General features: G+C 54.4%; 24 protein-coding genes and 2 tRNA genes. 17 read left to right on the top strand and 9 right to left on the bottom strand.

Going from position 1 to position 20001, the window contains the following annotated elements:
- The first annotated feature begins 8 nt into the window (after positions 1-8).
- From RHH81_RS01695 to cobU, 6 genes are all read left to right on the top strand, one after another.
- Complete coding sequence (locus RHH81_RS01695) at positions 9-413, top strand: DUF3119 family protein (RefSeq protein ID WP_206200800.1); 405 nt, start codon at positions 9-11, stop codon at positions 411-413.
- Positions 403-1371 (top strand): DUF3086 domain-containing protein, encoded by a 969-nt coding sequence (locus tag RHH81_RS01690; RefSeq protein WP_206200799.1) that lies wholly within the window; start codon positions 403-405, stop codon positions 1369-1371. The genes RHH81_RS01695 and RHH81_RS01690 overlap by 11 nt, the downstream gene beginning before the upstream one ends.
- A 10-nt stretch (positions 1372-1381) precedes the next feature.
- Positions 1382-2017, top strand: coding sequence for a glycerol-3-phosphate 1-O-acyltransferase PlsY (plsY, locus tag RHH81_RS01685; protein WP_310743283.1), 636 nt, complete (start codon positions 1382-1384; stop codon positions 2015-2017).
- A 141-nt stretch (positions 2018-2158) separates the two neighbouring features.
- A complete protein-coding gene (gene argF / locus RHH81_RS01680) occupies positions 2159-3073 on the top strand; it encodes an ornithine carbamoyltransferase (RefSeq protein ID WP_206200797.1) in 915 nt (304 codons plus the stop codon).
- 7 nt (positions 3074-3080) lie between these two features.
- Positions 3081-3911: an ABC transporter permease gene (locus tag RHH81_RS01675; RefSeq protein WP_302678686.1), complete on the top strand. Its 831-nt coding sequence runs from the start codon at positions 3081-3083 to the stop codon at positions 3909-3911.
- Positions 3912-3927: 16 nt separating this feature from the next.
- Positions 3928-4494, top strand: coding sequence for a bifunctional adenosylcobinamide kinase/adenosylcobinamide-phosphate guanylyltransferase (gene cobU, locus RHH81_RS01670; protein ID WP_310743282.1), 567 nt, complete (start codon positions 3928-3930; stop codon positions 4492-4494).
- A gap of 3 nt (positions 4495-4497) precedes the next feature.
- Here cobU and radA read toward each other — a convergent pair whose 3' ends face one another.
- From radA to RHH81_RS01655, 3 genes are read right to left on the bottom strand one after another with little or no spacing between them, the layout of a single operon-like run.
- Positions 4498-5889 (bottom strand): DNA repair protein RadA, encoded by a 1392-nt coding sequence (gene radA / locus RHH81_RS01665; RefSeq protein WP_206200794.1) that lies wholly within the window; start codon positions 5887-5889, stop codon positions 4498-4500.
- Between the two features lie 18 nt (positions 5890-5907).
- Positions 5908-6396 (bottom strand): FKBP-type peptidyl-prolyl cis-trans isomerase, encoded by a 489-nt coding sequence (locus tag RHH81_RS01660; RefSeq protein ID WP_149821090.1) that lies wholly within the window; start codon positions 6394-6396, stop codon positions 5908-5910.
- Complete coding sequence (locus tag RHH81_RS01655) at positions 6390-6710, bottom strand: phasin family protein (RefSeq protein WP_149821092.1); 321 nt, start codon at positions 6708-6710, stop codon at positions 6390-6392. The genes RHH81_RS01660 and RHH81_RS01655 overlap by 7 nt, the downstream gene beginning before the upstream one ends.
- A gap of 109 nt (positions 6711-6819) precedes the next feature.
- On the opposite strand from RHH81_RS01655, the gene secG reads away from it, so the two are divergent.
- Both secG and RHH81_RS01645 read left to right on the top strand, forming a co-directional pair.
- Entirely contained in the window at positions 6820-7053 is a 234-nt protein-coding gene (gene secG, locus RHH81_RS01650; RefSeq protein ID WP_149821094.1) for a preprotein translocase subunit SecG, read from the top strand.
- Between the two features lie 11 nt (positions 7054-7064).
- The gene (locus RHH81_RS01645; RefSeq protein ID WP_206200793.1) at positions 7065-7562 is read left to right on the top strand and encodes a GNAT family N-acetyltransferase; all 498 of its coding nucleotides are present in this window, start codon (positions 7065-7067) and stop codon (positions 7560-7562) included.
- Here the strand turns inward: RHH81_RS01645 and RHH81_RS01640 are convergent.
- Positions 7528-8940: a serine/threonine-protein kinase gene (locus RHH81_RS01640; protein WP_310743281.1), complete on the bottom strand. Its 1413-nt coding sequence runs from the start codon at positions 8938-8940 to the stop codon at positions 7528-7530. The genes RHH81_RS01645 and RHH81_RS01640 overlap by 35 nt on opposite strands.
- 28 nt (positions 8941-8968) lie before the next feature.
- Positions 8969-9619: a phosphorylase gene (locus RHH81_RS01635; protein ID WP_206200791.1), complete on the bottom strand. Its 651-nt coding sequence runs from the start codon at positions 9617-9619 to the stop codon at positions 8969-8971.
- A 477-nt stretch (positions 9620-10096) separates the two neighbouring features.
- Between RHH81_RS01635 and RHH81_RS01630 the strand changes: the two genes are divergently transcribed.
- The 6 genes from RHH81_RS01630 to RHH81_RS01605 all read left to right on the top strand — a co-directional run bounded on the left by RHH81_RS01630 (position 10097) and on the right by RHH81_RS01605 (position 13659).
- A complete protein-coding gene (locus RHH81_RS01630; protein ID WP_206200790.1) occupies positions 10097-11152 on the top strand; it encodes a phytoene/squalene synthase family protein in 1056 nt (351 codons plus the stop codon).
- 93 nt (positions 11153-11245) lie between these two features.
- Positions 11246-12118, top strand: coding sequence for a 6-carboxytetrahydropterin synthase (locus RHH81_RS01625; protein ID WP_206200789.1), 873 nt, complete (start codon positions 11246-11248; stop codon positions 12116-12118).
- 3 nt (positions 12119-12121) lie between these two features.
- Complete coding sequence (locus RHH81_RS01620) at positions 12122-12532, top strand: MAPEG family protein (RefSeq protein WP_302677119.1); 411 nt, start codon at positions 12122-12124, stop codon at positions 12530-12532.
- 50 nt (positions 12533-12582) lie between these two features.
- On the top strand, positions 12583-13068 hold the full coding sequence (gene sufU, locus RHH81_RS01615) for a Fe-S cluster assembly sulfur transfer protein SufU (protein ID WP_206200787.1): 486 nt from the start codon (positions 12583-12585) through the stop codon (positions 13066-13068).
- Positions 13068-13556, top strand: a complete 489-nt coding sequence (locus tag RHH81_RS01610) for a Ycf51 family protein (RefSeq protein ID WP_206200786.1) — start codon at positions 13068-13070, stop codon at positions 13554-13556. Before sufU ends, RHH81_RS01610 begins: the two co-directional genes overlap by 1 nt.
- Positions 13557-13585: 29 nt before the next feature.
- Positions 13586-13659 (top strand) — tRNA-Val (locus RHH81_RS01605).
- 130 nt (positions 13660-13789) lie between these two features.
- Here the strand turns inward: RHH81_RS01605 and RHH81_RS01600 are convergent.
- From RHH81_RS01600 to clpS, 3 genes are all read right to left on the bottom strand, one after another.
- Positions 13790-13871, bottom strand: a tRNA-Leu gene (locus RHH81_RS01600).
- Positions 13872-13914: 43 nt separating this feature from the next.
- On the bottom strand, positions 13915-15630 hold the full coding sequence (locus tag RHH81_RS01595; protein ID WP_302678679.1) for a diflavin flavoprotein: 1716 nt from the start codon (positions 15628-15630) through the stop codon (positions 13915-13917).
- A 110-nt stretch (positions 15631-15740) separates the two neighbouring features.
- Complete coding sequence (clpS, locus tag RHH81_RS01590) at positions 15741-16025, bottom strand: ATP-dependent Clp protease adapter ClpS (protein ID WP_206200784.1); 285 nt, start codon at positions 16023-16025, stop codon at positions 15741-15743.
- Positions 16026-16159: 134 nt separating this feature from the next.
- On the opposite strand from clpS, the gene RHH81_RS01585 reads away from it, so the two are divergent.
- The 3 genes from RHH81_RS01585 to RHH81_RS01575 are packed head-to-tail and all read left to right on the top strand — an operon-like array spanning position 16160 to position 19396.
- Complete coding sequence (locus RHH81_RS01585; RefSeq protein ID WP_225901683.1) at positions 16160-16540, top strand: DUF2237 family protein; 381 nt, start codon at positions 16160-16162, stop codon at positions 16538-16540.
- An 18-nt stretch (positions 16541-16558) separates the two neighbouring features.
- Positions 16559-18622: a zinc metalloprotease HtpX gene (locus RHH81_RS01580; RefSeq protein WP_310743280.1), complete on the top strand. Its 2064-nt coding sequence runs from the start codon at positions 16559-16561 to the stop codon at positions 18620-18622.
- Positions 18623-18625: 3 nt separating this feature from the next.
- A complete protein-coding gene (locus RHH81_RS01575; RefSeq protein ID WP_310743279.1) occupies positions 18626-19396 on the top strand; it encodes a PD-(D/E)XK nuclease family protein in 771 nt (256 codons plus the stop codon).
- On the opposite strand, the gene RHH81_RS01570 is transcribed toward RHH81_RS01575, so the two are convergent.
- Entirely contained in the window at positions 19361-19996 is a 636-nt protein-coding gene (locus tag RHH81_RS01570) for a ribonuclease H-like domain-containing protein (protein ID WP_310743278.1), read from the bottom strand. The genes RHH81_RS01575 and RHH81_RS01570 overlap by 36 nt on opposite strands.
- Between the last annotated feature and the right edge of the window lie 5 nt (positions 19997-20001).

Raw genomic sequence — 20001 nt, 5'->3', positions numbered from 1 at the left:
GTAAAACCATGCAAGGAACCTCACTGGCCACAGTACGTCTTCAACCCTCATTTGCTGTTCCTCTGGGGGTTCTGCTGTTAAGTCTGCCCCTGTGGTGGCTGCGCTGGTGGCTGGGCTTGCCCATCTCCCTGTTTGCGCTATTCTTGGCTGTGCAGGCGGCTACCCTGCGACTAGAATTTACGGCAACAGCACTAGATGTCTATCGCGGCAGCCGACAAATTCGCCACTTTCCCTATCAGCAATGGCAGCATTGGGAGGTCTTTTGGCCAGCCTTTCCCGTGCTCTTTTATTTTCGGGAGGTCAAGAATATCCACTTTCTGCCGATTCTGTTTGACGCCAAAACTTTAGTACAATGCCTCCAAGAACGCTGCCCACGCACAGCCTTTATTTCCACGGTTCGCAATGACGGATGACCCTACGGTGACTGATGCCTCTGAACCTACCCCAGAGGAACTAACTGCCCTCAAAGCTCAACGGGATGCCCTCAAAGCTGAAATTCAAGCCCTTGATGCTGAGTTTCATCGTCTTGTGCACGATCGCCTCAAGTCCCTTGAAGAGCGGCAACAAAGTCTGCAACTCACCATTGAGCAACTAGAACGGCGCAAGGAACGCATCGAACAGGAGCTCCGCCGCAACTTTGTGGGTGCCTCCCAAGAACTCGCGATTCGAGTGCAGGGGTTCAAGGAATTTCTCGTCAAGAGCATGCAGGAGTTGGCAGCCACCGTTGAGGAAATGGAATTGCTGCCCCCGACGCCCGCTGTCGTGGAAACTGCCTCTGCCCCAGCAGCAACAGCGACAACGCCGCCCAAGTTAGTTCTTGATGAGGGATTTCAGGAGGAAGCGGATCGGATTCGCCGTTTGCTAGAGCAATATCGGAGTAGCCCCAATTACTATGGCCCTCCTTGGCAGTTGCGACGTACGTTTGAGCAAGTTCATGCTGAGCGGGTAGAAAGTTGGTTCTTTGATCTCGGGGGACGGGGTGCCCTGCGATCGCTCCCCAGTCGGTTGCAAAATATCCTTGTTGCCTCGGCAATCATCTCGATTCTACGGGACTTCTATGGCGATATGTTGCGGGTTTTGGTTTTGGCTGATTCCCCTGAGCGACTGGGGGACTGGCGACGGGGATTGCAGGACTGCTTAGGGATTAGCCGTCAAGATTTTGGCCCTGATCAGGGGGTGGCGCTCTTTGAATCTGCGGATGCCTTGGCCTTTCGTGCCGATCGCCTCGAGCAGGAGGACTACATCCCTCTAATTCTTATTGATGATTCCCAACCCCAAGTCAGCCTTTCACTACTGCAATATCCCTTGCTCTTGGGCTTTGCTCCTGAACCCCAGTTGCGTCCTAGCCGTAGTTCTGATTTCTTTGAGTAGGGAGGCTCCTGTGACCACTGCACTCATCCTTGGACTGCTGGCGCTCATTAGCTACCTGCTCGGCTCAATTCCCACGGGCTACCTCTTGGCCAAAGCGCTGCGGGGGATTGATATTCGTGAGCATGGCTCTGGCTCAACAGGGGCGACCAATGTGCTGCGGGTGGTGGGCAAAGGCCCCGGACTGGTGACGTTTTTAGTCGATGTGGGCAAGGGACTAGGGGCAGTTCTTTTGGCGCGATGGGTTCTGGGGCAATCTTGGAGTACAGTACCGACCATTTGGTTGGAATTTGTCCTGCTGGCGATCGCCTTCATTGCAGTTTTGGCTCACAGTAAGCCGATTTGGTTGGGCTGGCGCGGCGGCAAATCCGTTGCCACTGGTTTAGGGGTGCTCCTTGCCCTCAATGCCCCCACTGCCTTAGCCACCTTTGCGGTGTTTCTGTCGGTCTTGGCGGCCAGCCGCATTGTCTCCCTGAGTTCAATCACTGCTGCTATCTCCTTGCCCTTCTGGTTTTGGCTCTTTACGCAGTCGTGGCCGTTTGTCGGTTTTAGTGTGATTGCAGGTGCTTTTGTGATTTGGCGACACCAGAGTAATATCCAACGCCTCCTTGCAGGGACAGAGCCACGGTTGGGCGCCTCGGAAGGATAGACCTCTTAGAAGGTGACTTTTGGACGGGTTCGGCGTTCCTTAATGCCCCCCATATTTTAGAAAAGGGTTGTATTTGTACATTTGGAAGGCCTCTGAGGTTGCTACCATGAGTGGATACCAGTTTTGGTGGGGAGATTTGTGATGGAAACACTGCGGGGGCGTGATTTGCTGAGCATTGCCGACCTCTCACGGGCAGAGGCGGAATATCTGCTGGATTTAGCAGCACAGATGAAAATCGGCAAGGTGGCTCCCCAGTGTCCTAAGGTCTTGGGGCTGCTGTTTCAGAAGGCTTCGACCCGTACCCGTGTCAGCTTTACGGTGGCGATGTACCAACTGGGCGGCCAAGTCATTGACCTGAATCCCCAATCCACACAGGTGGGGCGTGGTGAACCGTTGCCCGATACAGCACGGGTATTGGATCGCTATTTGGATGCGGTGGCGATTCGCACCTATGGCCAGGCAGAACTGCAACTGTTTGCTGACTATGCACGAATACCGGTGATTAATGCCCTCACTGATCGCGAGCATCCCTGTCAGATTTTGGCGGATCTGCTGACGCTACGGGAATCCTTTGGCACATTGGCGGGACTGACCCTCTGCTACATTGGCGATGGCAATAATGTGGCGCATTCCTTACTACTGGGCTGTGCCCTCTTGGGGGTGAATATTCGTGTGGCTTCCCCACCGCCGTTTGCGCCTTTGCCCGATATTGTGACGCAAGCCAAGGCATTGAGTGGCGGTAAGAGTGAAGTGACTGTTCTCACGGATCCGCAGGCCGCGGCTAAGGGTGCCCATGCGCTTTACACGGATGTCTGGGCGAGTATGGGACAGGAAGCAGAAGCGGGCGATCGCCAGCCCATTTTTCAGCCCTACCAAATTAATGATCAACTGCTAGCCCTTGCGGATCCACGGGCGATCGTTCTTCACTGTCTGCCGGCTCACCGTGGGGAGGAAATTACCGCCAGTGTCCTTGAAGGGCCGCAGTCTCGCGTTTGGGAGCAGGCGGAAAATCGTCTCCATGCGCAGAAAGCTTTGCTAGCCAGTTTGTTGGGATAGGGCATGCATGAATAGCCTCTCGGATCGGCTGTTGCTGGTGGGGGCAATTATTTGTGGGGGGTTTCTGCTGCTGGCGGTTCTTGCTCCCCTTGCTCAGGCTCTTGGTTGGATTGCCAATCCCCAAGAATTTCTTGACTTTCCGATTCACGCGCCGCCTTCGCCGCAGCACTGGTTTGGCACGAATCGCTTGGGCTATGATGTCTTTTCCCGCACGATTTTTGGTGCCCAAGCAGCCTTGCAGGTGGTCTTGGTGGCAACGCTGTTGAGCTTGGTGGTGGGGGTGCCCTTGGGATTATTGAGTGGCTACCGCGGGGGCTGGCTCGATCGCGGGTTGCTCTTTTTGATGGATACGATTTACACGTTGCCGGGGCTACTCCTAGCGGTAACGGTGGCCTTTGTGGTCGGCAAGGGGGTGCTTAATGCAGCGATCGCCCTTAGTGTCGCCTATATTCCCCAGTACTATCGCGTTGTGCGCAACCACACGGTGAGCCTAAAAAATGAGGTCTTTATCGAAGCTGCCCGCGCCCTTGGCGCCTCGACCCCCCGCATTCTACAGCGGTATCTTTTGGTGAATGTGCTTCCCAGTATCCCCGTGCTCTTTACCCTCAATGCTGCCGATGCCATCCTGACCTTGGCAGGGCTGGGGTTCTTGGGCTTAGGGTTGCCGCCGCAGGTACCCGAATGGGGGCAGGATCTACGACAGGCCTTGGATGGGTTGTCGGTGGGCATCTGGTGGACGACGCTCTTTCCGGGTCTAGCCATGACATTGCTGGTCGTGGGTCTGTCGCTCCTTGGTGAGGGCTTGGGAGAACGTCTTGATCCCCGACAGTTGAGTTAACCAACAGTGCCTAATCATGCCTGATCATGTCTTGGTGACCGGTCCGAGTCGCAGTGGCAAGAGTGAATGGGCAGAAGCCGTTGCTACCCACAGCGGACAAGCAGTGATTTATGTTGCGACGGCGATCGCCCCCCCAGAGGATACAGAATGGTTGCAGCGGATTGCACAGCACCGTGCTCGCCGCCCCGCTGAGTGGCAATTGCGGGAGTGCCCCCTCGAACTAGCTGCCCTGCTGCGTGACCTGCCGCCTGATCATTGCGCCCTTGTGGATTCCTTGGGAACATGGGTGGCCAATTGCCTAGATCAATCTCAAGATCAATGGCAAGCAACCGTTACTGAATTCCTAGCGAGTGTGCAAGGGTGTGCCGCTCAACTCATTTTTGTTGCTGAAGAGGTGGGCTGGGGAGTTGTTCCTGCCTATGCCAGTGGTCGCTGTTTTCGCGATCGCCTTGGCGAACTGTGTCAGCAATTGAGTCCGTTGATGGCGGAAGTGTATCTTGTCACAACTGGCTTTGCACTGCCGCTCCACCAATGGGGTATCTGTCTCAGACATCTTAGGGATAAATTGGACTCGCAAGGATAGCCCTCAGGGGGATTCCTCAGTGGTCATAGGGGCAAGGGCAGCCACAATGGCATCGGTGACACGACGTACAGGATAAATCTCTAGCCCCGCGATCGCACAGGCTTGGTTTTCGGGAATAATGGCACGGCGAAATCCCAACTTCAGCGCCTCCCGCAGCCGTACTTCTAACTGGGAGACGGCTCGCACTTGCCCCCCTAAGCCCACTTCGCCAATGATCACCGTTTGGGGGTGCACCCAGCGATCGCGAAAACTAGCCACAACAGCCACTGCCACCCCCAGATCAGCAGCGGGTTCCGCCACATTCAGCCCGCCAGCGGACGCCACATAGGCATCTAGCTTCGAGAGGGGCACCCCTAGGCGTTTTTCTAGGACGGCCAGAATTTGCAAAAAGCGATTGTACTCAATGCCCGTGGCCGTGCGGCGTGGAGAGGGATAACTGGTGGGGCTAACTAAACTTTGCAACTCAACCACAAGCGGACGGGTGCCTTCACAGGCCACAATGGTGGCGGTACCGGGGGTTGGCTCGCGATCGCCCAAAAACAGCGCCGAAGGATTTGTGACCTCGGCTAAGCCCTGCGCGCCCATTTCAAAAACGCCAATTTCTTGACTAGCACCAAAGCGGTTTTTGACAGCGCGTACGAGGCGGTGACTGGCAAAGCGATCGCCCTCAAAGTAGAGCACGGTATCCACCAAATGTTCCAGCACCTTCGGACCGGCGATCGCCCCCTCCTTTGTAACATGCCCCACAATAAAGAGACTCATCTGCTCCCGCTTGGCTAAGCGCATCAAGGCGGCTGTGCCCTCACGAACCTGAGACACCGAGCCGGGGGCAGCCGTCAATTGGGGCAGATACACCGCTTGGATGCTATCAATAATCGCCAGATGGGGTTGCAGATGGGTCAGCTCCTGCAGGATCACCTCCAAATTCGTCTCCGCCAAAAGATAGAGCGAGGGGGAGGCGGCAATGCCCAAGCGTTGCGATCGCAATTTCACCTGCTGCACCGATTCCTCAGCACAGACATAGAGCACCCGCTGCTGTTGCCCTAAGGTGGCTGCCATCTGCAACAAAAGCGTGGACTTGCCAATTCCCGGTTCGCCGGCCACCAACACGAGGGAGCCAACCACAATCCCCCCTCCCAAAACCCGATCCAACTCGGCAAATCCGGAGGCAGAACGGCTCTGTGTCTGTTCGCTAATCTCTCCTAGGGCCTTGGCACTGCGGGGGTGGGGAGTGGTCGATTTTCGGGGGGTTGTGGGTCGAGCAGCGGTCTCTACAGGGGTAACCACCTGCTCATCAAGGGTATTCCACTGACCACAGTTGGGACAGCGACCAAAGTATTGCACAGACTCGGCACCACACTCGCGGCAGATATACAGTACCTTGGCCTTGGGCATCCCTTGCCGAGTTCAATCCTATTGCACACCCAAAAGTTCAACGTCAAAAATCAGCGTCGCATTGGGAGGAATGACCCCGCCGGCACCGCGTGCACCATAGCCTAGGTTCGGGGGAATAATCAGCCGCCGCTGCCCCCCGACGTGCATTGAGCCAACTCCTTCATCCCAGCCTTTGATGACTTGACCGACACCAATTTGAAATTGGAAGGGCTGACCGCGATCGCGGGAGCTATCAAAAATGCGGCCATCGGTGAGCATTCCTGTGTAGTGCACCGTTACCCGATCGCCCACTTGAGGCTGCGCCCCTGAGCCGACAACCATATCTTCGTATTGCAAACCTGAAGGAGTGGTCACCACCTTTGGATTCCCCATAAGTCCCGCAGCCTCCGTTGACGCCTCTAGCGGCACACTGGCGATCGCGATCGGAGCGGCCACCAACCATACCACTACTAGGACAATACCACAGAGGAGCCAGCCGTAGGCTCGATGCACCCGTTGTCTTACCATGAGCGATTTTTTAACTCCCTAACATCCCGTTCTAGGCGATCAATGCGTCCCCGCAGTTCATCAATTTCTGACTGTTGTGGCACACCCAAGCTCTCTAGAAACTGGCGCGTTTGTCGTTGCACCGCTTCATCGAGGGAGGCGGCATCTTCTTTGAGGTGAGCAAGGACTTCATCCACCATTGCCTTGGCCTGATCGGCATTGAGGCGTCCCTCTTTCACCCATTGGTCGCTCACTTGACGCAACTTCTCGGCCACAAGGGAGGTGGTGCCAACACCAATTAAAAGCAATTGCTGAAGCAGATTTTGCTGGTTCATGGGGCACGTTCAAAACGCCTATCTTGTATTGTGCCATTGGCTCCTAGGCTTGCGGTAAGATGAGGGAGAGGTCAAGTTGTATAGATTCGCATCGCCAGCGAGGTTAAGGATGATTGAAAAAATTGCCATTGGTCTGTGGGCATTTTCAGCAGTTGGCCTGATTGTATTGGTCTTGCTCCACAGTCCCAAGGGGGATGGCCTCGGTGGTATTGGCGGTCAAGCCCAGCTCTTTACCAGCACCAAAAGTGCAGAAGCGACCTTAAACCGTGCCACGTGGACTTTGACAGTGTTGTTTATGGCGCTTACCGTTGCTCTGAGTGCCGGTTGGCTGCGCTCAATTTAGTTTGGGTTAGCGTGTCTTTCTCCTTTGCGATTCGTGCAGCGACCCCGGCGGATGTTCCAATCATCTTCCAACTGATCCAAGCGCTTGCGGCCTATGAAAAGCTCAGCCACGCAGTAACGGGCACAGAGGAGGCGCTACGGCAGCATTTGTTTGGCGATCGCCCCTACGCCGAGGTACTTCTTGCCCATACCCCCACAGACGTTATTGGCTACGCCCTGTTTTTCACCACCTACTCCACATTCCTCACCCGCCCCGGCCTTTGGCTAGAGGATTTGTTTGTCCTTCCTGCCTATCGGCGTCAAGGGGTGGGCACTGCTCTGCTGAAGGCATTAGCCCGGCTAGCCAGCGATCGCGACTATGGCCGTATCGAGTGGAGCGTCTTGGACTGGAATACTCCTGCGATTCAATTCTATGAGCGCATGGGTGCGACTGTGCTACCTGACTGGCGTATCTGCCGCCTCAGTGGTGATGTTCTCAAGCACTTCGGACATCCTGACAAGCCTGTGTGACCCGTCGCCCCAGATAGCGGCCAAGGGTGTAGGCCAACCATTCCAGATCCCTTGAGGTCACGCTAAGGGCATTTTCAGTCAGTTCGATCGCTTGGCTACCGGCACGAATCACCAGTTTGCTCGATAGCTCTTGGCGATCGCCCTCGCGATCGCGGTACGTGCTGTGGGGCTGAAATTCAATCTGTTCAATCACTTCAAGCGGCAGGACTTTAGGACGACGCCAGCGGAAACCAAGGATATGTTCATAGAAGCGCAGATCCTTACGGGTGACCATCAGCACCTGCCATCCCAATAGCATGTAAAGAATGCCGCCAATGAGGCCTAAACCGACAGCAAGATGACCAGTAGCAAAAACAGCCATCAGCCAAAAGCCAGAACTAATCGCTAGACTGTACCAGACGACCAAAAACCCATTCCAAGCCACTGCAAAGGGAATCAGGAAGAAGAGACTGACATTAAATCCAACGGGGGGAATTTGCACCAGTAGCCCTTGGGGTGTTTCTCTCACCTGTAGGCGGGAACCGTAGGGCGGCGTTTTTGTTATGAGTGAGGCCTCGTGGGGTGATGTGTCCAGTTGCTTTAGGGCTTGGCGAGCCGCAGTCGCGGAGTCAAATCGCTCCTCAAGGGCGGGCGCGACCATTTTTTCGAGCCAGCGGATAAAAGGGGGACTCAAGGAGACCAAGGGTTGAAATTGAACCCGCAGTTCCTTTTGCGGCAGCTCATCGGGGGGAGTGCCGGTTGCTAAGTAGATGAGGGTCATGCCCAAGGCGTAGAGATCACTGGCGGGTAGGGTTTTACCGCCGAATTGTTCCGGGGGCATATAGCCATAGGTACCCACCACGGTTCGGGTGCTGCCTGCGATCGCGGTTTGTACCGCCCCAAAGTCCACAAGATAGACCTTGCCAAGATCATGACCGGAGCGATCGCCCAAGAGAATATTTGTCGGCTTAATATCGCGGTGAATCACCGGCGGTTGACGGCCATGGAGATAGATCAAAATATCCAGCAGGCGATCGGCCAGTAACCGCAAATCCTCTTCACTAAACACTCTCCCTTCTGCTTGCCATGTGGCGAGGGATTTTGCCTCAATGTAGGTTTGCACCAAAGCAAAGCCCTTGAGATCAGGGGTATTGATTTCAAAGTAGTCGAGATAGCGGGGAATGGCCGGATGATCCAAGGGTTGCAGCACAGCCGCTTCCCGTTCAAAGAGCTTAAAGTCGTCCCATGTCATGCCGCCACCAAAAAGCAGCAGCTTCAGCACCACCTGTTCATAGCGCCGCCGATCCAACGCCAGATAGGTGCGCCGCCCCGGATGAGACCCCAGTTCGCGCAGGAGTTCATAGCGATCGCCCAAAATTTCACCAATGAGCTGCGCCACAGCGTTCTCCAAGCTGGCTACCCCTATCTTAGCCATTGAGTTGCTGCACAATCTCTGGGGCAATTCTTGTGAGCACCTTGAGGGCTTTGAGGCTGCCTTGAATCAAGTGTGCCGCCGCACGGGGGTTGCGCAGCATTGCGATAGCCAGTGGCCCCGGCCGCAAATTGCCTTGAGCATCAAAGGCTTGACTCAAATCGGGGAGGTCGCGATCGCCACCATCACTGATCACCCGCACCATCACCACCGGCATTCCCGCTAAAGCCTTGAGGAGTGGCACCCCTTCCATATCCACCACCTCCACCCCCCCGCGAGCCGCAAGGGTTTGTTTTTCCTGGGCCTTAGAAACGGTTTTCGCCGTTGTGATGCCTTTCACCCGTCGCCACGCAGGCGCCAATTTTGCCGATAACGTCTGGTCTAAAGAATACATTTGCCCTGCTTCATCCTGACAAGTAGTATAGACAACCACTTCACCCACCCGATCATCGGGATGCAAGCCCCCACAAACCCCCAAAATGAGAACCATGGCAGGCGATTCCTCAAGGGCACTGATCAATGCCGGTGTGGTCACTGTGGCTGCCCCTGCTCGGATCGGAATAATCACCACATTGGACGCCTGTAGCCCTCGTTGTACCGCTTGATATTCTGCCCCTTGGGGCACAAGGACGAGGCATGGAGTCATTGTTAATGAACTTTGCTGTGCTGGCCTGTTGACACAACCGCTACGCTGGGAGTACACATTTTCGAGCTGATTACCGTCTTAACTTTTGGATAGACCGATCGCGGGCAATTTAGAAACTGACCAATGGAAAGAGTGTCACACTCAAGCGTCCGCTATGGTGGACGAGAGGCATTTTCCGCCAAATCTGATACCGTTGTTAATTGTTGAAGCTATGTTATTGTTCTGGCAAATTGTGAGCTATCCACCATTGTACCTCAGGCAATCTCGGCAACTGTCACAGGCCACCTAGACAAACAAAAATGAGTATGATAGCTATAGATTTTGCTCAATCCTTGTTTGTGGAAGTCGTCCCCTGCTGGGTTGCGATCGCGAGACCCTTTTGGAGAATCGTGAATTGACTGCCCTAGAGTGTTGGCCTGAGGAACGGTCGAGGATTGACTCAACTATCGATCAATGCGTGTAGGAGTGAACCCCCATATGATTCAAATGGTGCTGGAGAACCCAGTTTCCGTCAAGGATGCTGAGCGCTTTTGCCAAGAGATACTCCCCCAAGTCTCGCGCACATTTGCCCTCAGTATTCGCTTCCTCCCCGGAAATTTGGGTCGGGCGGTTCTGGTGGCCTATCTCATCTGTCGCATTGCCGATACCGTTGAGGATGATCCGGTTGCCAGTATCCCCGCAAAAACCGCTCTCTTGGATCACCTGCTGGAGTGTTTTGACAGTGCCGATCTAGCCAATAGCTATGGTGAAACCGCACGGGGGGTTCAGGGGGAGCCAGCCCATGTGCAACTGGTGAAAAATACGGGACTCGTCTTTGCCCTCTACCGTTCTTTGCCCCTCACGTCCCAACAGCACGTCCAACGCTGGGTGAGCGAAATGGTGCATGGGATGAAAAAGTTTATTAACCTCTATCCCAATGGCATTCGCATTCAAACCCTCGATGAATATAAAGAGTACTGTTATTACGTCGCGGGTACGGTTGGCTATCTCCTGACGGATTTGTGGTACGAGCATTCCCCCAGCATTGGTGCCGATGAATACCAAGTACTCCTCAAGCGCTGCGCTGCCTTTGGTGAAGCGCTGCAAACGGTGAACATTCTCAAGGATATTGCTTGGGATGCGGAGCACGAAAACTCGATCTATATCCCCAATGAATCTCTGCTGCTCCAAGGCAGTAGCCACCAGTCCATCCTCAGTGCTGAGCATCTTCAGCAAAATCATGCCGCCATTAAGGAATTGATTGCCCTTGCTTGGCATGATCTCGATGAAGCTCAAGCCTACTTGCTATCCGTGCCCAAGGCGGCAATTCCGATTCGCCTCTTTTGCGTGCTGCCGCTGCTCTTTGCCTATGCCACCCTGCGGGAACTCACTCACTCGACGGCGATGCTGCAACCGGGAGGGGTAGTTAAAATTAGCCGTGCAGAGGTGAAATCCCTGATGGTCATGGGGCCTTTATCGATTCTCAGTAACCACAGTCTGCGCTGGCTGATTGGCCAAGTACGGCAAAAGCCTTTCATCCTTGGCGGACTTTAGGGAAATGTGCCAAAAAAGCCAATGGTTGGGGGAACCAGAATTCGTTAGGATAGGGGGAGATTGCTGAATTGTTGCAAATCTTCATAACTTGACATGAATTGTATTATTCACCGCCGTGCTGAGTTTGCCGCCAGTCATCGCTACTGGTTGCCAGAATGGTCTGAAGCAGAGAATTTGGCTCGGTTTGGTGCCAATAGTCGCTTTCCCGGCCACGGTCATAACTATGAGTTGTTTGTTTCAATGGGCGGCGTTGTTGATGACTTTGGCATGGTGTTGAACCTATCGGATGTCAAGCACATCATTCGCCGTGAAGTCATTGAACCCCTGAATTTTTCCTATCTCAATGAGGTGTGGCCAGAGTTTCAAGCCACATTACCCACGACTGAACATATTGCACGGGTGATTTGGGATCGACTCTCTCCCCATTTACCCCTTGTGCGCATTCAACTGTTTGAACACCCCCGCCTTTGGGCGGACTACACGGGAGACCCTATGGAAGCCTATCTTTCTGTTGGTGCTCACTTTAGTGCGGCGCATCGTCTAGCCCTTGAGGATCTCAGCTACGAAGAAAACTGCCGCATCTATGGCAAGTGTGCTCGCCCCCACGGCCATGGCCACAACTACCACGTGGAGATTACGGTCAAGGGGGCAATCCATCCGCGGACGGGCATGATTGTTGATTTGGTCAAGCTCGAGGAGGTGCTCAAGGAACAGGTGATTGAACCTTTGGATCACACGTTTTTGAATAAAGATATTCCCTATTTTGCGACGGTGGTGCCCACAGCAGAGAACATCGCCATTTACATTGCCCAGTTGTTACAGGAACCGATTCGCCAGTTGGGGGCGACGCTGCATAAGGTGAAGTTGATTGAAAGTCCCAATAACTCTTGCGAAATTCTCTGTGAGGAATTGCCCCCTCGCGATGGGGTGCTCAGTGGTGCGCTGCCAGTGTTGGAGCGAGTCTAGGTGATGTTGAGCAATATCCCTTGGCTACTAGCCGCCAGTTTACTGACAGCAACGCTGCTGATCTATTTCCCCTACATTTTTGTTGTGGTGGGGCGCTGGCAGGCGGGCTTTGATATGGCGGCTCCCCGTGCCCTCTTTGAGAAACTGCCCCCCTTTGCGCAGCGGGCAGTGTGGGCACACGAAAATAGCTTTGAAACCTTTATGCCCTTTGCAGCAGCAGTGTTGCTGACCCTTTTTGCCGGGGTGGATAATGCAACGGTGGCGATCGCCAGCCTGAGTTTTGTCGCGGCTCGCTTTTTGTACAGCATCTGCTACATTGCCAACTTTCCCCTTGGTCGCTCCCTCATGTTTGGTGTCGGCACAGCAGCCACCTTGACGCTTTTTTGGCAAAGTCTCACCGCCCTTAGCCGTTAATATAGTTTATAAAATCCTTGAGGAAATGCACTGAGCATAGAGTATTCTAAATGTCTCTTGATCATCTCCGCACGCTTTACCAGCAAGTCATCCTAGAGCACTACAAGAAACCTCGCCACCGTGGCCGCACGCAGCCTGTGGATCGTCAGCAGCGGGGACATAACCCCTCCTGTGGCGACACCATTGATTTAACCGTTGCCCTAGGCACCAATGAGCAGGGGGAGACAATCATTCAGGATATTCAGTTTGAGGGGGAAGGCTGCGCGATCGCCATGGCCTCAGCGGATTTGATGGCCGATGCCCTGCGGGGGCAACCCGTGAGTCGTGCCCTACAAATGGTGGAGCAGTTCCAAGCGATGATGAAGGGGCAGTTTGAGTTCCCTCGAGAGTTTCGCAAGCTCAATGTCATGCAGGGGGTGGCTCAGTTCCCGGTGCGGATTAAGTGTGCGACATTGACATGGCATACCCTCCGGGCAGCGTTGCAGCAGGATCAAACCCCTGTGAATGGTTTTGTCAGTAATGAGGAGGAAGAGTAGTGCTGACCCCCGCCGATTTTGCCACCTATAGCCGCTGGGCTGGCATTGCCACCCTTGTCATGGCTGGCTTAACCGCACTCACATTTGTTTTTCGCTGGGGTGTGCGCTTTCGCTTTGTTGGTATTACGGGGTTTCTCGGTGTTGTGACAGTGGGACTCTTTGCCCTGAGTATTGTACCGATTGTGCACTCCCCAGTGCCCGGTGCCGGCAAATACACCCTCGTCTATGACAACGGGGCAACGCAAGTTGTGATCACAGTGCCCCCGGACATTGAGAGCAGTACCCTTGAGGCAACGCTGGTACAGGCAGCGAATGATTTATTTTCCTTGGGACGGCTCGGCCGAGGGAGCGATCGCCTGACCGTGATTGCACGAACCATCGAACATCCTGAACCGGGGGTGACTGAGCCAGTGGTTTTAGGGGTGGCCACTCGTTCGTTGAGCGATCGCACCGATACAAATGTGACGGTCAAACTACTTAAAGGTTAGCCTTGTGTATGCTATATTAGGAATTCCGAGGACGCATAGCTCAGTTGGTTAGAGCACCACGTTGACATCGTGGGGGTCACTGGTTCGAGTCCAGTTGTGTCCATCCTCCTAAAATCTTCACTTCAAAGAAAAACATCCCAGTCAAGTCCCCAAAAAGATTTAGGGAAAGGTTTTTGCCAATGCTTTCTTGGCTGCGAACTGCAAACTGTGCCCTCAATTGCTAAGCTTTTGAATGCGGACGGAGGGACTTGAACCCACACACCTTGCGGTACTAGAACCTAAATCTAGCGCGTCTGCCAATTCCGCCACGTCCGCAGCAAACTTAGTTTAGCGCACTTTGAGTAGGGAGTGCCCGAGTTTAGTAATGGTTCCCCACTTTGCGATGGTGCACAGCAGTCATGCCATCGGGCTTTGAGACGCGACCATTATCCACAGTACTATAGACAATCCAGTGATCGTGGGCATCCAGACGGCTGACAACGGTACATTCCATATAGGCAAGGGCATCGGCCAAAATGGGACTGCCATTACTGGCTGGATAGGTTTTCACATGGGCAAAGCGATCGGCGCCCGGTGGGAATCGCTTTAGGAAATGGCGCATCAGGGGCTGGTAGTTCCCTTCTTCAAGAACATTGAGGACAAAGGTATCCCCCACGTGTAGAAAGGACTCAATGGCCCGATCCTTGGCCACCGCAATGGAAACCCCAAGAGGTTCGGTACTGGCCTGGGCCACCCAAGAGGCCAACATGGCACTGTTAATGGCACCTTTTTGGGCGGTGATAATGTATAGCCCACCGCTCAGGCGACCCAAGGCTTTATCGAGGTCAGTATCCAAGGCTTTCATCTGCTTGACGGTGCGATCGCGCAACAGCCATTGACCCATGTCAGTACCCGCTTCTTCCGCCTCTTGGAACAGTGCCTCAGTGGGCGCTGCTGTGACCCGAATCACAGGAAATGAAGGCGTCAGTCCCGCATCCCGAAACTGATTCAGCAGGGGATAGGCGGGTTCAGCGTCGGCCACACCACTTTCAAAGACCCCAATGGCCTGTTTGGCATGGGCAGCCGCACGAATCGTACTCAGGGCAGTTTTAGCAACGGCAGTGGTGGGCGGTGTACCGATAATGATCCCAGCGGCAATCTCGGTGAGTTCGCGAATATCTTGGGGTTCAGCGGTGAGCAGATCCATTTTTTCAACAACAACCCCAGTTTTGGCGGCTCCCCGTTCGATCGCCTCTGCCAGAGCATTGGCATAACCATAGTTAGCAGCATAGAAAATGGCCACCGTTGTTGCTGCTTTGGCCTGCTCTTGACTCCAGTTGCGGTAGGAATCTAGCCACTGCGGGAGATGATGGCGCAGCAGTGGGCCATGACCTGTGGCAACTAGTTGCACGGGGGGCAGGGGTTCCAAGCGCTTGAAGGCGGAGAGGACGGAGCGGGCATTGGGTCCCATGAGGCAGTCGTAGTAAAACTTGAAATCTGGCGCTAGCAGTTCAGGTTCTGTGTCAAAGGGATCATCATTGCAGAAGTGGGCACCAAAAACATCACAGGTAAAGAGGGTCTGGGTGCCGTGATCATAGGTGAGGATGGTGTCGGGCCAGTGGAGATTGGGAGCCATCACAAACTCAAGGACATGCCCTTTCCCCAAGTCAAGGCGATCGCCATTTTTCACCTGTCGCTGACTAAAGGGCTGATGGATCAGATCCCCCAGAAACTGTAACGCCACCTTTGAGGCCACCACGGTTACATGGGGGGCTTTTGCCAATACGTCCTTGACGAGGCCACTGTGGTCAGGTTCGGTATGGCTGACAATGAGATAGTTCAAGTCACTGGGGTTCACCCGTTGCCAGAGTTGCTCGAGGTAGCGATCGCCAAACTTGGCATGGGACGTATCTACGAGGGCAATCTGTTCCCCTTTGATCAGAAAGGAATTGTAGGTGGTGCCATTTTCAAGGGCAAACTCAATATCAAAGCGATCGCGATCCCAATCTAGGCAGCGAATTGCCGTCGTATCAGCGGCGATCTCCAACACCTGCAGGGTTAAGCGCGGCGGACGCTTGGCAGTCGTGACGGCCATTGGCAGTTCCTCAACCTTATGAAACTACCTTTTATAGTGACACATGAAGAAAGGTAACAGGATTCAAAGTTTTTAATAGCGGTGATAACAGGCTTTACAAAGGGCAATGCCTATGCGGGTTCAAGGGGTGCCATTGTCAGCCCCGCCCGCAAAAGTTGCTCATGGTACAGTTCCGCCTGTTCTTGGGGCCCCACCCAAACAATGGCTTGGCCTTCGTAATGAACTTGATTCGTTAATTCCCACGCGCGATCGCTGGTCATGTTGGGAATATATTTCATTAAACAGTTAGCAACGTGCTGAAAGGTATTGAAGTCATCGTTGAGGACAATGACTTTGTAGTTGGGGTAGTGCTTGCGAATAACCTGTTGCCGCTCTTGGGGAACAACGCTAGGCATAGGCCAAACAAAACAACAACAATACTATTTCTGAGTTTTAGTTTAGCGCATTGGCCGGGGACTGGCTGCAATAGGCCTCTTGGGCACAGGCTTATGCTATAGCTAGACTTAGGGTGAAAAACTTGGGGGCATCAATAATGACGGCAATGAATGTGTTGGGAACACCCTTGGTGTGCTGCTGTCAAAATCCACTCACAGGATTCTATCGCGATGGTTTTTGTCGGACGGGGGCAGGAGATGTCGGTGCCCATGTGGTCTGTGCGCAAATGACCGCCGAATTTCTCACCTTTACCCGTTCGCGGGGCAATGATCTTTCGACGCCAGTGCCCGCCTATCAATTTCCGGGGCTGAAACCGGGCGATCGCTGGTGTCTGTGTGCCTCCCGTTGGCGGGAAGCCCTAGAGGCTGACGTAGCTCCCCCAGTAATTCTGGAAGCAACCCATGTCAGTGCCCTTGAGTATGTCTCCCTAGAGGATTTGAAAGCCCACGCCCTTGGTGGTAACCAGCAACCGTGATCTGGGGAATACTCAAGTATGCCCGATCCAGAATCCGATTTTCGCTTAGATCCTCGCTATATTGCGGGTTTAGCGGCCTTTAATCGCGGAGATTATCAACTGGCGATCGCCGCCTTCAAAGCCGTCATTGCCAGCCACGGTCAACGCCGCGAAGGTCTCAAGGCTCATCTGCACCTGATTAAAGCCTATGCCCACACCCGCCAGTGGCAAGAGGCCATTGATCTGTGTCAACTCCTAGCGCGATCGCCCCTCCCCTCCATTCAGGCTTGGGCGCAAAAACATCTGCCAGAGTTAGAACGCTATTTGGATGAGGAACCCACTTCCTCCTACCTTGAGTGTGTTTCAGCGCCGAGTTCAAGGCCGCCTATGCAACTGCGACCGGTGCCTCGCATTTATCTCTGGCTAAGTCAGGGGGCAACACTGCTGCTGATCGCGTGGCTACTCCAAAAACCGCTACAGGTTTTGATTGCAGGCCTCCTCAACTACGCCAATGATCCACTGGCACTCCTGCGGGGCTGGGAAGGGGTGATGGCGTGGTTTTTGCTGGGCTGCTTGGGATTGGGGTTACTCAGTGGTGGCAGTTGGCTGTGGTCATGGCGATTGCGAGCTGGCTATGGTTTGCGTCCTGTGAGTCTTGGCGAACTTGAGGAGTATAGCCCCGAAACGGTGATGCTCTTGGGGCGTTTGTCGTGGTCGTGGTGGCAACCCCGTCCCCAAATAGGCTGCTTGATGACGGCAGCACCGATCATTTTTAGCTATGGACGCTGGCAGCGCCGCATTATTGTCAGCGAAGGTCTATTGCGATCGCTCTCTGGCGAGGAACTGCTGGCTTTAATAGCCAGTGAAATTGCCCAACTACGGCTGGGGCTGAATACCCTAGTGACCCCCCTTGTACTGCTATTGCAACTGCCCTATGACTTGTACTGTTGGTGCAGCCGTTGGGGCGATCGCTTTGCCCCTCCCTATGGCAAGCACTGGAGACGGCGGATCATCAGGGGTACCCTCTATCTCCTCTGTGCCATAGTGGGTCAGGGGAGTTATCTTCTCTTCCGCGGACTAGAGATGCTCTGCTTCTGGAGCAATCAGTTGCGGCAGTATTATAGCGATCGCCAAGGGGCAGCCTTGATCGGTAATCCCAATACCTTAATACTTGCTTGGTTTCGCCTCATGGCAGCCACAGCAACGACGGTGTGTGCCCAAGGGGAAATCGGTGCCCCCCTAGAATCCTTGCGCCTGCTTCTACCCCTAAATCCAACCCAAGCTGCCCTGTGGGGCAATCAACCCCTCGATTGGCCAATGCTGCTCCGCTGGGATACCGCCCATCCCCTGCGGTATTGGTTTCGCTTGACCTCCTCCCATCGTCCCCTTGGACTACGCCTGCAAGCCCTGATGACCTATGCGCGGCAATGGCGACTGGAACCCCTGCTTTCCCTGCCCTCGACTTCCTCCCTTCGCTGTCAACGGGCTGGGCAACAACTGGCTCCCTTCTGGGGGGCGATCGCGGGAGTCATCACGACGATTATCCTCACGGGCGTTGGTCAATTTGCACTGCGGGCGGGGACGATCGCCTTTCCTCTGTGGTGGTTGGCGGATTGGTCTACCTTGGCACGGGGCTTCATTCCCATTGGCCTTGGGTTAGGTCTCTTTTTACGCCTGAATGCCTACTACCCGCCTCGGCCACCCCAAACCTACACCTTGGGTCAGCTTCTTCATCGTCTTTTGCCCCTTGATAGTCCCGTTGTCGAACTAAAGGGGCATTTACGGGCAGTGACAGGCTTGCGCAATGGTCTAGGACAGCACCTGTGGCTGCAGACGGATCAGGGCTTGTTTCCCCTGCGCTGCCATCGAGCTTGGGGGCCGATTTGGCCAATCCTTGAGCCAGCCTATCTGAAAACCTTGGCGGGGCGATCGCTGGTGGTACGCGGCTGGTTTCGACGTGGGACAGTTCCCTTTGTTGAGCTGAGTGAGTGGCACTCCCCGGATTTACAGCAAAAGCAATCTTGGGCTGCCCCCTATTGGGCGATCGCCATTGCCACGCTCTGGATTCTCTACGGCCTCATGACACTATTGGGTTGGATCTAGACGATGCAACTTTCCCAAGCCCATCTGCGCACCCTGCAAACCTGTGCACGGCAATATCAGTACCGCTATCTTGACAGCTTGATGCTGCCAGAGGCCACACAATTAACGGAAACCACTGCCCAAAAGCAGGGTCGCGACTTCCACCGCCTGATGCAACAGCACTTTCAAGGACTCGATATCCGCCCAATTCTTGAGGCGCAGCCCGAATTACAACCGTGGTTTGCGGCCTTTCAAACCATGCCACCGCCCATGATTGAGGGTCAAGGGGAAGCAGAGCATGTCCGCAGTCTGGGCTGGCAGGAATTCACCCTTGTGGGCGTGTATGACTACGTGATTTTTGGCCAAGGGCAAGCGCAGATTCTCGATTGGAAAACCTATGCCCACCCACCCGCCCCAGACACCTTAGCCCGTCATTGGCAGACTCGCCTTTACTGTTATCTCCTAGCAGCCACTAGTCCCTACCCCCCCAGCCAGATTTCCATGACCTACTGGTTTGCCCAAGGAGAGAAGGGAGCAAATTTCTACGCCTTTCCCTACAGTGAGGCCATCCACGAGCAAATCCACCACACCCTAGAGCAGTGCCTTAACCAACTGCGCCAATGGCTGCCAGCCTATGAGCAGGGGCAGAATCTCCCTCAAGTTTCCGAGACCCAAGTGTCGAAATACTGCTATGAGTGCCCCTTTTGTGAACGGTGTCAGCGTGGCCAGCCAACTTCTGTTTCGACCATTGACCCGTTCCTAGCCGTGCTCAAAGACTTGGGTGTACCCCGCTAAATCCAGATCCACAATCGCGGGCAGGCAACTCAGTGCCGTTTGCACTAACTCAAAGCGTTCTTCCCGTTTCAGCATGGCTGTGAGCTGCTGCCGCAGGGGAATCAGATAGCGCACATCATTGGCCGCATACCGCAGTTGATCTTCCCGCAGGGCCATGGCATTGCCCCAGTCGGAACTTTGGGCGGATTTATCAATTTCTATGCCCAACAAATCCAAGACCAAGTCCTTGAGGCCGTGGCGGGGGGAATAGGTACGGGCAATCTTGCTGGCAATTTTGGTGCAGAAGACAGGGTGAACCCGAATCCCCAAGTGGTAGCGCAACGTGGCCAAATCAAAGCGGGCATAGTGAAAGATTTTGGTAATGCAGGGGTGCTCGAGGAGTTGCTGCAGGTGGGGAGCCTCTTTCTGGCCACGGGCAATCTTGATCACTGCTACTTGTCCCTCTGGGTCGCACACCTGCACCAAGCACAGGCGATCGCGGGGAATATTCAAGCCCATGGTTTCCGTATCCACGGCCAACTGATCCGCATTCAGAAAGTGCGCTAAGGCCGTCGCACTTAAATCGTGGTCAAAACACTCAAGGGGAAAATCCAGCTCCATGATTC

It is taken from the genome of Thermosynechococcus sp. PKX95 (assembly GCF_031583295.1).
Classification (GTDB): Bacteria; Cyanobacteriota; Cyanobacteriia; order Thermosynechococcales; family Thermosynechococcaceae; genus Thermosynechococcus.
The sequence above is the reverse complement of the archived record's forward strand: the minus strand, read 5'-3'. Positions and strand labels throughout refer to the sequence as shown.